Source organism: Thermosynechococcus sp. QKsg1 (assembly GCF_031586415.1).
Lineage (GTDB): Bacteria > Cyanobacteriota > Cyanobacteriia > Thermosynechococcales > Thermosynechococcaceae > Thermosynechococcus.
Genome location: NZ_CP134200.1, coordinates 319,340 through 332,967 on the forward strand (window position 1 = coordinate 319,340; position 13,628 = coordinate 332,967).

Sequence of the window (13,628 nt, forward strand, 5' to 3'; positions counted from 1 at the left end):
ATCATCTCAAATTCTAATCCAAGTCTTTGGAATTAAATCCGAATCATCTTTATCAGATGTGGCGAACCATTTTTGAGGAGCAATTACAATTTTTTCAGGGCTATTATTTAGCCAAGCTCCCCACCAACTAAACGTACTGTTGGCAATAATATGATGACGACATAGACTCATGAGGCGCATATCATTGTAGCTCTCTTGAGCAGTATTATTTTCTACATAAAAAATTGGATAAGAAGTTTTCAAGTTTGATTTTGCCCATTCAGCTTCGTCTGAAAAAACAAAGAATACAGGATCATCTATAAGTGACGTGATATATTCAATGGCTCGATAGTAATAGTCAAGCTGACAGACGCCATGAACTTTATGGGTCATAGGATTTGAAACATAGTCTCCACGACGAATATGGAGACTAATTGAATGACACTGGGTAATTTTATCTGCCCATTGAGCATTTATTTCTGACAAGGGTTGCCTAAACTTGAAATCTTCCCGTAGAATGTCAGCAATTTCGCTAAAGTATTTTTCTGATTGCCAGTAACCCTGAAGGTAGGCAGTGCTGGGGATAGAGTGAATTTGTTCCCAATAGTGATAGTGAGGTTCAAGAATCAGTCGCCCCTTACATAGCGCTGAAAGTTGCAGGTTGGCGATCGCTCTTCTGATTGTTGGCACCCCCCACCACCCCAAAACAGACTTCAAATCCTCAAGAGAAGCAATCGGAGCCTCACAGCAAAATACACGATGTAGTTCAAACCCTTGATGAAGCTGGTAGCTTTCAAAATCCGAAATATCCAAGCGCAAGGGCACTCCCCTAGTCATAGACAAAGCCCTTCCTAAAGCATACTGGAACATCTGATTGCCAAGGCCACCGATAAGATTGACAAAGATCATTATTCCGAGTGTTTATGACTAGCGTTGACTTGATCCAAAATGCCGTGAACGATGGTCTGCACAAAGTGAGCAATAGAAAACCGCTGTGCTTGGGAAGAGTGCAGAAAATTCCAAATCGCTTGCTGGTAGCCTTTATAGATCTCTTCTGGCATCGTCTTGAGAAAATCGTACAAAGAGTCGTAGGAAGAAAACTCTCTACGGTCAATAAAACAAGCCTTAGGAATGTAGTCGGTAATGTCTGGTGCCCCCCAGTAGATCGGCACGTTCCCGGCGCAAAAGGCATCAAAAATTTTCTCTGTGATGTAACCACGAAAAATCGCGTTCTCATAGACAATTGAGAAGCGGGACTGTCGTAACACTTCACTCTTTGTGGGCGCAATGCCCCGCCAAGACGGAAACGGGGGCAATGGTCTGTGAATCCACCTTTTTTCTAAGGCGTGAATGATCTCTCCCACCACGGGCTGTCGGGCTGAATGATTCCAACCGTGACCATAAAGGGCAAAGTCCTGTGGTGCATGACGTTCAAACCAGCGAATAGCTCTGACCCGCTCGCGGTAGAGATCTTGATACGGAGCCCACCAAGCCAAAGCCTTATTACTGTTGATTAAAACAACCAACTGAGGACGTTGCCCATAGCCATCTACACCACCTGTTACCTTGAAGGGGTGAGGCAGTTGAATTTGCTGAGCCTGCTTGATAGCTAGGTCAGGGTTCCAAGTAAACACACTTTGATAGCGACGCAATAAGAACCGCTGCCCATTGGCTGGATAGATCAAGGGATGTTCAGTGAGAATTACAAACTTTGGAGACTTAGAGCGGGGAGCTTGAACATTAAGATGGAGTTCAAAATCGGGGTCATTACAGCATTGATCGAGGCCGACAAGTTCAACGCCTTGGGCACAAAACCCCTCCCGCAGGGCAACCCAAGGCTGTGTTAGCCCGTCTGGAGATCCATTCGGATCAAAAAATACGGTTGTGGGAATATCAGGATAGACAAAAAGACCAGTTAATCCTTGCTTTGTCATTGCATGATTTTCTAGGTTAAAACTCAAATGCTCTTTAGGCGCCAGCTTTCCCAAACAAATTCATAATTCCACATTTCAATATGAGTTCTTGTTAACTTAAAGCGCAAATTCTGACGCTTTTGTTCTGAGTTCTCAACAAAATTATGAAACTGAATCTGAAGATATTTTATCTTTTCTATTAAATCAGAATCGATGAGCTTTTTCACTAAATTATACTCTCCTCCTTCAATGTTAATTTTCATCAAATCTACTTTTTCGATACCAAGCTCCTTGAAAACAGTAGCACAGTTTCGTAGTTGAGCTATTTCCTCTGATGTTTTTGAATTTCTTTTATAAAAACTTGACGATTCCTCAGCTATGTGAATTTGGGAAATTTCATCGACGTTGGACAGTCCATAATTCAGGACAATAATCTTTGCATTACCAGCAAACCGTTTCTTACAAATATGATAGAAGACTGAAACCGGTTCAAAAACAAATACTCGACAATTGAATTTCTCATGAATGAGAGCAGTAAAGTCTCCTTTATATCCCCCCACATCTAGGACAATGCTCTCTGCATCAAGTGGATAATCAAGCCGCAAGGTACTATCGCCTTTATCTCGAAACCAGCGACGAACCTCTCTTTGAAATGAGTTTTGAATTAGCAATGAGTCAAGCCAGTCTAAAACTTTGTTCATACCTGAAAAATTTGATAAATGTCAATAAATCAAATGAGGTAAATCCCTAGGTCACTAACAGCCCGCTTACAACGCTTACGAAGCGATAAAAACGGCTACCATTGCCACGAAAGCTCCCACCGTTGTGTTGATGCCGTTAACGATTTCATTACTCAGCCAAGTGTAGCGTTCCTGAAGGGTAGCTCCCACCAGACTCTCCACAAGGTTGGCTAGGAAAGCAGCAAGAATACAAATGGGGATGGCGATCGCCCCCATCAAGTCCACACTCCAGCCTAGCACAGCAATCACGGTGGCACCAATTAGACCGGCCAGTGTTCCCTCTAAACTCACCGCTCCCTCTGTCCCGCGGGGCACCGGTTGTAATGTGGTGATGAGAAAGGTGCGCTGGCCATAGGCTTTGCCCACTTCACTGGCACAGGTATCTGAGAGCTTGGTGCTAAAACTGGCCACAAACCCCACCAAAAATAACTCCCGCCATTGGGGCAGCAGGAGAGCAAGGAGTGCACAGAGGGTGCCTGTAAAGGCTGATCCCCAGACATTCTCTGGCCCGCGCGCCCCGGAGCGTTTTTCAGCAATGCCTGCGGCCTCTTTTTCGGCCATGCCGATGCGGGTGACGGCTGAACCGACAAGGAAATAAACCATGACAATCAGATAGCCCTGCCAGCCTAAGGTGCCCCAAATCAGTACGCCGAGGAGCCACGCATGGAAAAGTCCCGCCGCGGTCAGTAACTTCTGCCGCGCAAGGAGGGCGATCGCTCCAAGGAAGGTGTTGAGCAAAATACCTATCCACCAAGGGTTCAGTAAAAGACTGCCATCCACAAGAACTGCACTCCGACTGTACTGGCAGCACCTTATCATAATCATACTTTTCAAGATAGAGGACAGAGGATGAGCACTTGGCTACTAGAGCCGCTGCAACACACATTTATGGTCAAGGCACTAGGGGTGAGCACCCTTGTGGGCTGCGTTTGTGCGGTATTGTCCTGTTTTTTAACCCTAAAGGGCTGGGCCTTGATGGGGGATGCGGTGTCCCATGCAGTGCTACCCGGTGTGATCTTGGCCTATTGGCTGGGGCTGCCCTTTGCCTTAGGTGCCTTTGTTTTTGGTTTGATGGCCGTGACCCTCATTGGCTTTATTCAACGGCAGACACGGGTGAAGGAGGATACGGTCATTGGCTTGGTGTTTACGGGCTTTTTTGCCTTGGGGTTGGTGCTGCTCTCGAAGACTGCCAGCAGTGTTGACCTGATGCATATCCTCTTTGGAAATGTCTTGGGGATTAGCGATCGCGACCTCTGGCAAACAGTGATTGTGAGCCTCATGACACTGATCACGATCGCCCTATTGCATCGGGATTTGATCCTCTTTTGCTTTGACCCGACCCATGCCCGCACCATTGGCCTAAATACAACGCTGCTGTACTATCTCCTGCTGGCGTTGCTATCCCTCACCACTGTCGCTGCCCTGCAAACCGTGGGCATTATTCTCGTCGTGGCGATGCTAATTACACCGGGGGCAACGGCCTATTTGCTGAGCGATCGCTTTGGCATCATGGTACTCATTGCCTTGGCGGTGGGTGGCCTTGGCAGTTTATTGGGAACCTACATCAGTTACTATCTCGATGCGTCAACGGGGGGTTGTATTGTTGTTCTGCAAACAGTGATTTTTTTGCTGGCGATGATTTTTGCCCCCAAGCACGGTCTGTTGGCCAAAGCCCGCTCTCCCCTGAGTTAGGTTTAAGGATTATTTTGTGGGGTGTTGCCGATGCCTTTGCTAGAGTTCATGATATAGTTGCCCCATATTTATCATGGGTGAAGACAGTTGCGTTATGGAGTCAGATCAACAGTGGCCTACGGAACCTGTTCCCTCTGAAGTCCCCGCCTCCTTTGTTTCGGGAGAGGTAGGCATTGCATCTGGCGACAATGGCCATGGCGCACCAACCGATGTGTTAAGGAGTTATGACAGCTTGGTGGAAACTTCAGCAGCGCGCATCAAAGTAATTGGTGTCGGTGGGGGCGGTGGCAACGCAGTCAACCGCATGATTGCCAGTAATGTGGCGGGTGTTGAATTTTGGTGCGTCAATACTGATGCGCAGGCGATCGCCCAATCCCAGGCTCACCGCTGCCTGCAAATTGGCCAGAAACTCACCCGTGGTCTCGGCGCCGGTGGCAACCCCGCCATTGGTCAAAAAGCGGCTGAAGAATCCCGCGAAGACCTTGCTGCGGCACTCAAGGATGCCGATTTGATTTTCATTACCTGCGGCATGGGTGGCGGTACCGGCACTGGCGCTGCCCCAATTGTGGCTGAAGTAGCCAAGGAACAGGGCGCCCTAACTGTTGCAGTGGTAACCCGCCCCTTTACCTTTGAGGGTCGCCGTCGCGCTAGCCAAGCGGATGAAGGAATCGAAGCCCTACAAAGTCGTGTTGACACTCTCATCGTGATCCCGAATGACAAGATTCTCTCAGTGATTTCGGAGCAAACATCGGTTCAGGATGCGTTTCGAGTGGCCGATGATGTCCTGCGCCAAGGGGTTCAGGGGATTTCCGACATTATTAACCTGCCGGGGCTGATTAACGTTGATTTCGCCGATATTCGTTCGGTGATGGCTGATGCCGGTTCTGCCATGATGGGTATTGGTATTGCCTCTGGCAAGTCACGAGCTACGGAAGCTGCCGTCAGTGCAATTTCTTCGCCCCTACTGGAGGGGTCGATTGAGGGTGCCAAGGGCGTTGTCTTCAATATTACGGGGGGCACAGATCTCACCCTCCATGAGGTCAATGCCGCTGCCGAGGTGATCTACAATGTGGCCGATGCTAACGCCAATATCATTTTCGGTGCGGTGATTGATCCCCAAATGCAAGGGGAAGTTCAAGTCACCGTTATTGCCACTGGCTTTAGTGGTGAACCCATTAGCCGCACTCGTGCCACAACCAAAACGACACCCCTAACGAACCGCCCCCTAACGACGGCATCGCCTCCCCCGGAAGCCCCCGCACCACAACCAGAGGTTGAAGCCAAGCCGAAGTTAGACATTCCTGAGTTTCTCCAGCGACGGCGACCGAATCCTTAGGTATTAAAGGTGCCTATTTCTAACAGGGGATGGCAGGCCGTCTCAAAGACCTAATTCGCGGGCGATCGCTAGTAACCCCTCGCGGTAGGAAGGATAGCGGAGCTGAACGCCTAAAACCCGCTTGATTTTGTCATTGCGGACTCGGCGGGATTCGCGCCAAAAGGACTGGGCCATTGGACTCAGATTGGCTGCCTCTAAAGGGATGGCTGGTGGGGCTGGGCGACCCAAAAGACGATAGGCCTCGAGTAGAACAGGGAGCGACTCTGAGGGTTGATCATCACTGAGGTTATAGATTTCCTGCGGCGTGGGTTGTGCCAGCGATCGCTCAAGGGTTTGGACAATATCCACCACATGAATACGGCAGAAGTAGTGTCCCGGTTTATCAATGAGTTGCACATCCCCCTTGAGAATACGAGCAATGGGATTGCGTCCTTCTCCGGGGCCATAGATGCCGGGGAGTCGAAAGATATGGGTGGGCAGATTGGAGTTGAGAAAGGTTTGCTCAATGCTGACGCGGTGTTGTGAACGCAAATTTTGGGGATTGACGGGTGTGGTTTCATCTACCCAGCCCCCTTGGCGATCGCCATAGACCCCCGTTGTCGAAAGGTAGCCAAACCAGTGCAGATTCAGTTTCTCTAACTGCGGCAACAGTGCCAGCGCAACCGCATCCTCCCCTTGGCGATCAGGAGGAATACTATTGAGGATGTGGGTTACCCCCTCAAGGGCGGCTGGTGCTAAGGGGACTGGCTCCCCCTGCTGCTCCCATGTAAAGGGAAAACAGGGAACAGTGCTGAGTTCTGGCGGCGGCTCTCCCCGACGGTTGGTAATGACCACATCAATGCCTTGGGCTTGGAGCGATCGCGCCAACCACGTTCCCGTATAACCGCAACCGAGAATGAGAACCCGCATTGCGCTCTAGTCTTGGGAAGAGGCTGCTGGTGCTTCTACCAAACGCACCTTCGTAGCCAAACCCAGCAATTGCAAGAAGCGAATGGTGAGCCACGTCAGATCCAGTTCCCACCACTGCAACCCATGGCGTGCCGAGTATTGATAAGCATGGTGATTGTTATGCCAACCCTCGCCAAAGGTTAACAGGGCGACCCACCAGCAATTCGTTGAGTGATCTGTGGTTTCAAACGTGCGATAGCCAAAGGCATGGGTGGCACTATTCACCAGCCAAGTGGTGTGATAGACCGTTACAAGGCGCACAAAAATTCCCCAAACCACAAACGGCCAACCGCCCCAGAGGTAAAGAACAATGGCCAAGACCACCTGAATTGGTAGAAAGGACTTGTCAAGAAACTGATACACCGGATCATCCGCAATATCTTTGGTGAAACGGGGAATCTCTGCCTCCGCTGGCACCTCACGAAACATCCATTCAATATGGCTCCACCAAAAGCCCTTACGGGAATCGTGGTGATCATTGGGTTGATCGGAGTACAGATGGTGATGGCGGTGCAGCCCAACCCACCAAATCGGCCCCCCTTGCATTGAGAGTGTGCCGCAAAAGACCAAGAAATACTCTAACCACTTGGGCACTTGGAAGCTGCGATGGGTAACGAGGCGGTGCCAACCAAGGGTAATACCAATGCCAGCAGTCAACCAGTGAAGTGCAAGCGCCAGCAGGACTGCCTTCCAACTAAACATGCCGGGTAAAAACGCAAGAAGAGCACCGAGGTGCACAAAAATAATAAAGGTCGCCGTAGGCCAGGCAATGGGGGGTTTGGCAACGGTGGCTTGGGTCATGAACACATCCGTAAAACAACTGATTCGGCTGCTGTTCTCTCTAGGCTGAGCTTGAACAACACCCATCAGACTTTAGTATAACGAGCTACGGTTGAGTATCTTTACTTAGGGTGTTTTTCCCAAGACCAATGATTCGGCAATCCCCCCTATAAATTCCCTCTGGTGGGGGAAGTCTCTGGGGAGAGTGTCCCCGAAAATAGCAGGCATCATACCAAATAGCAGGCTGATTATTTCACTTTCTGTGGTTTTGTAACGAAATGTTGCATTTTCTCAGATTAATCCCTAGGATAGAGGGTAAGGTGTGGTAGTTATAGGAATCATGAAAACGCCACGTTGGACACGACTCATTGACTTCCTACAGCGGGAGATGGCACTGCCCACCGCTGCCATTGACTTCGGCCTCAAGCACTGCGATGAGCAGGTGAATCTGTTGCCCGTTGTTCTCTGGCAGTATGGCTTGGTGAGCCTTGAGCAGCTTGACCGCATCTTTGACTGGCTAGAAACCAGTCACTCCTAGTGGCGCTCTCAGAATTCCTTTATTTAGGCTTAATGAATCACGGTTTCCTTAGCAACAAAGTCATAGCTCTGGGAAATCCCTAATTGCTGAGGCAGAGAGATGGGACTTTGCCAGCCCACGGGTTGAATTGACAACAGGGGTGAGGGACTCTTGAACGTTCCCCAGAGATGAACCTTCTGACCGAGTAGCTCGGGCGGAACGGTAATTTTGTAACTGCAACCATGACTACCAGCAGGGGACAAAGTAGCGGTGGCACCCCCCACTGGAAAGCCGCCGGGAGGATGCAGTGTGGCATTAATCACAATCTCATTGCAGGAGATAGAAGGAGATTTATTGATCTTGCCGATAATCGTAGGGCGCACCCGTACATTACTTGGGGGTTGCAATTGCACGGTCTGGGTAGCAGCTAGAGGTACAGCACGGCTCACAGCGGGGCTGAGGGCAACGGCGAGGCAGGCGAGGAGTAAACCTTTTTGATTCAGCATTTGGGTGTCCTTTGTGTGAATGGAGAGAACAGTTTTGTCTAGCCCCTATGGGGTGAATACTCTTACTCTTATCCTAGGTGGGCTGACTAAGAACATCCGTGGCGTTTCTCACCCGCAACCGATGATGCTCATCACCAAGGGCGGTGACCGTCGAACATGTTTAGCCTGCACTCCCCCATCCTCGCGTCACAGGTGGGGGTTAGGGCGCGGTAATGTAGCGAAGCGGAGTTGCCAATAGACTAATGAAGAAGAAAAAACGTTGAAGTTTCGGGCGGGTAGCCTCCTTCAGCGGCGATGATAGGCGTAACACGATTGTTTGAGAACAGCGATGTACACCGAGCAAATTAACCACATCAAATCCTACACGGCAAAGCTAACGGCAGCGATGCCCGATGCCATGAAGGCCTTTTATAGCTTGAGTCGGGCCTCGTCAACCCCCGGTGCTCTTGATACCAAAACCAAAGAGTTGATTGCCCTAGCCATTGGGGTTGCCAAACACTGTGACGGCTGCATTGCCTTCCACACCCGTGCTGCTTTGCATGCAGGCGCAACCCCTGAAGAAATCATGGAAACCCTCATGGTGACTGTAGCCATGGATGGCGGCCCTGCCTTGATGTATGCCACCCATGTGATGGAGGCGCTAGAGGAGTTTACCCAAGCGCAGACCCATTAGGAAATTCCCCTCAGACTGCTGTCGTTTCAAGGGGCAATGGCTCCTCGGGTTCACTGACTTCAAGGAAAATTTCTTTGGCCGGTTCGTCGTAGCTAAAGAGTTCGGCGTAGCGTCCCCAGTCAATGGCGGTATTGAGCTGGCGATCGGCCTCCTGCGGCGTAAAGTGCCGCTCTAAAATATCCAGCACCAAACTTTCGGGAATGCGGTGGTTTTGCTTGGCCATTAGGAAAGTGTGGATTTGCTGCACAAGGCGAATATGCTTGAGGAGTTGTTGGCGAATAATCAGCTTGCGCTGGTCAATGTCCCCCTGAATAAAGGCATTGCCAATCGGGGTCACGCTGATGTCTCCCTCCTTGAGTTCCACCAGTTCCATCATCTGGGCGGCTTCGACAATGGGCAGAATATCATCTAGCTCCAGTTGCAGCTCTTGAGCAATGCGGTAGAGGTCTTCTTTGCGGTGTTCTAAGAGTTCCAATAGACCGGCGATCGAGCCAATGCGCACATGGGGTAGCAGCGGATAACGCGGTTCTTGACTCGTGGGCAGGGTAGCTGGCTTGGGTTCCAGTTGCTCCAATTCATCCACATGGGGATTGGTGAGAATTTTATAGATGCGATCCACGGTAGCTTGAAACTCGGGGTTCTTGCGATCGCGATAGTGGGGCAATGTCACTGGAAAGTCAGCGCGGACGCGACCGGGGTTGCTCCCCAAAACAATAATGCGATCGGCGAGAATGACCGCTTCTTCAATGTGGTGGGTGACAATCAAAATACTCTGGGTAGGAATTTTATGCTCTAGCCACAGATCGAGAAGTTCAAAACGCAGGTTCTCTGCTGTCAGTACGTCCAAGGCGGAAAATGGCTCATCCATACACAGGAGTTCGGGTTCTACCGCCAAGGCACGGGCAAATCCCACCCGCTGCCGCATCCCCCCCGACAGTTCCTTGGGGTAGGCGTTTTCAAAACCATCCAAGCCAATAATGTCAATCATCCGCAGTGCCTTGCGGCGGCGCGATCGCGGGCCTTCTCCTAGAGCCTTTAGCCCCAATTCCACATTTTCTAAAACCGTTAGCCACGGATAGAGCGCCGAACTTTGAAAGACAATCGCCGCCCCCGGATTCAGGCCCTGCATTGGCTGCTCGCGGTACAAGACCTGCCCAGAGGTAGGCGCAACCAAACCCGTAATAATGCGCATCAGGGTTGACTTACCGGATCCCGATGGCCCTAGGAGCGCAACAATTTCCCCCGTGCGCAATTCAAGGTTAATATTTTCCATAATGCTAATGACCTGACCGTTGGGCTGACGGTAGGCCTTACCCACATCCAGTAAGCGGACGAGCGATTCCCCTTTGGTTTTGGCGTGCATGGTCCTGCATCCTGTGGCATTTCCACCGTTAACCTACCATGAGGATTCAGGTCTTGGAAAACCTAGGGGACAAAAATTGCTACTAGGGTTGGCAATCGCCCCTCATTTGCGGAATTTTGGATAGCCCCCCTTAGGGTTTTATTGTAAACTGATCAGCGGTTTCTTCACAAAAGGTAACAATTCCGCTATGGGACTCTTTGATGGCCTTTTCCGTCGGGGCAAGCAAGCTGACGCCCAACCCAGCAAAGACTTTTTTCTCGATCCCGATGCAGCCAAGACCTACGGCAACATTGAGTACATGCGTACCGCCAAGGTCGTGAAAAAAACGTTCCCTGCGACCGGCGGTGCCAAAGAAGAGGTAGAAGTGGTGGAGTTGGTCTCCGCCATCGAAAAGGTAAATCCAGAGGCAGAAAACAAAGGTAAACCCGAACCCAGTGTCAGTGATGTAGTGACGCCCCCAGTAAAAGAACAGGAACGGCGTCGCCGTGATCCCAGCTTAGATCGCTTTCGCTCCATGGCCAAAGATCTACGCCGTGGCTAAAGCCTAAAAACCTGTGGGGGTTGGCACTTGCGCATCCCAAGGCTGCCCCCTAGGATCAATACAGCCCTTTTTGCAAAGTCTCCCTCTCGCCAAGGAACGCTATCGGATGAACACCCTTTGGAGCAGTGCCGCGATCGCCTATCTGCACTACCTCAGCTTTATGGTGGCTTTTGCTGCCCTTGTGGTGGAGCACCTCACCCTGCGCAAGGATATAGACCTTAAACAGGCTTGGCGATTAGTGATTACGGATGCCCTCTATGGCATTGCTGCGGTGACTGTTCTTGTCACGGGCATTTTGCGGGTTCTCTATTTTGGCAAAGGCACTGAATATTATTTGGCCAACCCCATCTTTCACCTCAAGGTAGGCTTATTTATTTTGGTGGGGCTATTGTCGCTGTATCCAACAATCTCTTTTCTACTGTGGATTAAACCGCTGCGGGAAGAGAAGGCTCCCACCCTCGAGTTACCGACTGTGCAGCGTTTGACTTGGGTGATTCGGGCTGAATTGGCCTTTCTCAGTGCCATTCCCTTTTTGGCAGCGATGATGGCGCGGGGGATTGGCTTGGATTGGATTCAACGGTAATACTCTTCAGCAGGGGAGCGATCGCCCCTATGATAGATCTTGCTGCCACGGATAAAACGGATGAGTCATCCCACAATTGAATCCATTCTTCAGGAAAACCGCCTTTTTTATCCCCCCGCTGATTTTGTGGCCAAGGCGCGGATCAATTCCCTTGAGGCCTACAATACCCTCTACGAAAAGGCCAAAGCCGATCCCGCTGCCTTTTGGGGCGAATTGGCACAACAGGAATTAGAGTGGTTTCAACCTTGGGATCAGGTGCTGGATTGGCAGCCCCCCAATGCCAAGTGGTTTGTCAATGGCAAAATCAACATCACCTACAACTGCTTGGATCGCCACCTCAAGACTTGGCGCAAGAATAAAGCAGCCTTGATCTGGGAAGGAGAACCCGGCGATAGCCGCACCCTCACCTATGCCCAACTGCACCGCGAAGTCTGCCAATTTGCCAATGTCCTCAAGCAACTGGGGGTGAAAAAGGGCGATCGCGTCGGTATCTATATGCCGATGATTCCAGAGGCAGCCATTGCCATGTTGGCCTGTGCACGGATTGGCGCCCCCCACTCAGTGGTCTTTGGGGGGTTTAGTGCCGAAGCCTTGCGCGATCGCCTCATTGATGCCCAAGCCAAGCTGGTGGTTACGGCGGATGGTGGCTGGCGCAAAGATGCCATTGTGCCCCTCAAGGATCAAGTGGATAAAGCCCTAGCCAATCAGGCGGTTCCCAGCGTTGAAAATATCTTGGTGGTGCAGCGCACGCAGCAGCCAGTGACCATGGTGCCCGGTCGCGATCACTGGTGGCATGATCTGCAAAAGGGGGTCAGCGCTGACTGTCCTGCCGAACCCATGGACAGCGAAGATTTACTCTTTATTCTCTACACCTCTGGCTCCACCGGCAAACCCAAAGGCGTTGTCCACACCACAGCGGGTTACAACCTCTACACCCACATCACCACTCAATGGGTCTTTGACCTCCAAGAGAGCGATGTCTATTGGTGTACCGCTGATGTTGGCTGGATTACGGGTCACAGCTACATTGTCTATGGGCCGCTGTCCAATGGGGCAACCACCCTCATGTATGAAGGGGCACCCCGCGCCTCCAATCCCGGTTGCTTCTGGGATGTGATTGAGAAGTATGGGGTGACTATTTTCTACACAGCTCCCACGGCTATTCGTGCCTTTATTAAAATGGGCGAACACTTGCCCCGCGCACGGAACCTCTCTTCTTTGCGCCTCTTGGGAACCGTGGGTGAACCTATTAACCCCGAAGCATGGATGTGGTACTACCGGGTCATTGGCGGTGAGCGCTGTCCCATTGTGGATACGTGGTGGCAAACAGAAACAGGGGGGCACATGATCACCTCACTGCCGGGGGCGATTCCGATGAAACCCGGCTCTGCCACCAAGCCTTTTCCGGGGATCCTGGCTGATGTCGTGGATCTCGAGGGTAACCCTGTCGGCGTCAACGAGGGCGGCTATCTGGTGATTCGTCACCCTTGGCCGGGGATGATGCGCACAGTGTATGGCGATCCCGATCGCTTCCGCCGCACCTATTGGGAACACATTCCGCCTCGCGATGGCCAGTACGTTTACTTTACCGGTGATGGTGCCCGCAAGGATGAAGATGGCTACTTTTGGGTGATGGGACGGGTTGACGATGTGATCAATGTCTCCGGTCACCGCTTGGGCACCATGGAAATTGAATCGGCATTGGTGTCCCATCCTGCTGTTGCTGAAGCAGCCGTTGTCGGTAAACCCGACGAGGTCAAAGGGGAAGAAATCGTTGCCTTTGTGATTCTTGAAGGGTCGGCTACCCCCAGCGATGCTCTCCAACAGGAATTAAAGCAGCACGTTGTCAATGAAATTGGTGCCTTGGCACGGCCGGCGGAGATTCGCTTTACCGATGCCCTGCCCAAAACGCGATCGGGCAAAATCATGCGGCGGCTCCTGCGTTCTCTTGCGGCTGGCCAAGAGGTGGCTGGGGATACTTCAACATTGGAAGATCGCTCAGTGCTGGATAAGTTGCGCCAAGGGGTTTGAGGGTCTTCCCTATCAATGAGTCTATA

15 protein-coding genes are annotated in these 13,628 nt (G+C 51.1%); 7 read left to right on the top strand and 8 right to left on the bottom strand.

Annotated elements, in window-relative coordinates; all coding sequences use genetic code 11:
• Positions 1-6: 6 nt before the first annotated feature.
• From RHP47_RS01535 to RHP47_RS01550, 4 genes are all read right to left on the bottom strand, one after another.
• Entirely contained in the window at positions 7-888 is an 882-nt protein-coding gene (locus RHP47_RS01535) for an alpha-1,2-fucosyltransferase (protein WP_310840879.1), read from the bottom strand.
• Entirely contained in the window at positions 888-1,967 is a 1,080-nt protein-coding gene (locus RHP47_RS01540) for a glycosyltransferase family 10 domain-containing protein (RefSeq protein WP_149817541.1), read from the bottom strand. The genes RHP47_RS01535 and RHP47_RS01540 overlap by 1 nt, the downstream gene beginning before the upstream one ends.
• Positions 1,937-2,593 carry an FkbM family methyltransferase gene (locus tag RHP47_RS01545; protein ID WP_286649797.1) on the bottom strand — a complete coding sequence of 219 codons (657 nt, stop codon included), beginning with the start codon at positions 2,591-2,593 and terminating at the stop codon, positions 1,937-1,939. Before RHP47_RS01545 ends, RHP47_RS01540 begins: the two co-directional genes overlap by 31 nt.
• A 75-nt stretch (positions 2,594-2,668) precedes the next feature.
• Positions 2,669-3,412, bottom strand: coding sequence for a TIGR00297 family protein (locus tag RHP47_RS01550; protein WP_226971982.1), 744 nt, complete (start codon positions 3,410-3,412; stop codon positions 2,669-2,671).
• 69 nt (positions 3,413-3,481) lie between these two features.
• Between RHP47_RS01550 and RHP47_RS01555 the strand changes: the two genes are divergently transcribed.
• Positions 3,482-4,324 carry a metal ABC transporter permease gene (locus tag RHP47_RS01555; protein WP_286626304.1) on the top strand — a complete coding sequence of 281 codons (843 nt, stop codon included), beginning with the start codon at positions 3,482-3,484 and terminating at the stop codon, positions 4,322-4,324.
• Positions 4,325-4,418: 94 nt separating this feature from the next.
• A complete protein-coding gene (gene ftsZ / locus RHP47_RS01560) occupies positions 4,419-5,660 on the top strand; it encodes a cell division protein FtsZ (protein WP_310438397.1) in 1,242 nt (413 codons plus the stop codon).
• 42 nt (positions 5,661-5,702) lie between these two features.
• On the opposite strand, the gene RHP47_RS01565 is transcribed toward ftsZ, so the two are convergent.
• Both RHP47_RS01565 and RHP47_RS01570 read right to left on the bottom strand, forming a co-directional pair.
• On the bottom strand, positions 5,703-6,569 hold the full coding sequence (locus tag RHP47_RS01565; RefSeq protein WP_149817549.1) for an SDR family oxidoreductase: 867 nt from the start codon (positions 6,567-6,569) through the stop codon (positions 5,703-5,705).
• 6 nt (positions 6,570-6,575) lie between these two features.
• Positions 6,576-7,409 (bottom strand): fatty acid desaturase, encoded by an 834-nt coding sequence (locus RHP47_RS01570; protein ID WP_190278153.1) that lies wholly within the window; start codon positions 7,407-7,409, stop codon positions 6,576-6,578.
• A 319-nt stretch (positions 7,410-7,728) separates the two neighbouring features.
• On the opposite strand from RHP47_RS01570, the gene RHP47_RS01575 reads away from it, so the two are divergent.
• Positions 7,729-7,926, top strand: a complete 198-nt coding sequence (locus RHP47_RS01575; protein WP_190278154.1) for a DUF2949 domain-containing protein — start codon at positions 7,729-7,731, stop codon at positions 7,924-7,926.
• Between the two features lie 29 nt (positions 7,927-7,955).
• Here the strand turns inward: RHP47_RS01575 and RHP47_RS01580 are convergent, their stop codons facing one another.
• Positions 7,956-8,411, bottom strand: coding sequence for a hypothetical protein (locus RHP47_RS01580; RefSeq protein ID WP_149817555.1), 456 nt, complete (start codon positions 8,409-8,411; stop codon positions 7,956-7,958).
• A 328-nt stretch (positions 8,412-8,739) separates the two neighbouring features.
• On the opposite strand from RHP47_RS01580, the gene RHP47_RS01585 reads away from it, so the two are divergent.
• Positions 8,740-9,084 (top strand): carboxymuconolactone decarboxylase family protein, encoded by a 345-nt coding sequence (locus RHP47_RS01585; protein WP_149817557.1) that lies wholly within the window; start codon positions 8,740-8,742, stop codon positions 9,082-9,084.
• Between the two features lie 10 nt (positions 9,085-9,094).
• Here RHP47_RS01585 and RHP47_RS01590 read toward each other — a convergent pair whose 3' ends face one another.
• Positions 9,095-10,447, bottom strand: a complete 1,353-nt coding sequence (locus tag RHP47_RS01590; protein ID WP_149817559.1) for an AAA-associated domain-containing protein — start codon at positions 10,445-10,447, stop codon at positions 9,095-9,097.
• Between the two features lie 187 nt (positions 10,448-10,634).
• Here RHP47_RS01590 and RHP47_RS01595 point away from each other — a divergent pair, with 187 nt between their 5' ends.
• The 3 genes from RHP47_RS01595 (at position 10,635) to acs (ending at position 13,602) form a co-directional block, all read left to right on the top strand.
• A complete protein-coding gene (locus RHP47_RS01595) occupies positions 10,635-10,988 on the top strand; it encodes a hypothetical protein (RefSeq protein WP_310840882.1) in 354 nt (117 codons plus the stop codon).
• Between the two features lie 106 nt (positions 10,989-11,094).
• A complete protein-coding gene (locus RHP47_RS01600) occupies positions 11,095-11,571 on the top strand; it encodes a DUF2214 family protein (RefSeq protein WP_190278294.1) in 477 nt (158 codons plus the stop codon).
• A 60-nt stretch (positions 11,572-11,631) separates the two neighbouring features.
• Complete coding sequence (gene acs, locus RHP47_RS01605; RefSeq protein WP_310840884.1) at positions 11,632-13,602, top strand: acetate--CoA ligase; 1,971 nt, start codon at positions 11,632-11,634, stop codon at positions 13,600-13,602.
• Positions 13,603-13,628: the final 26 nt, after the last annotated feature.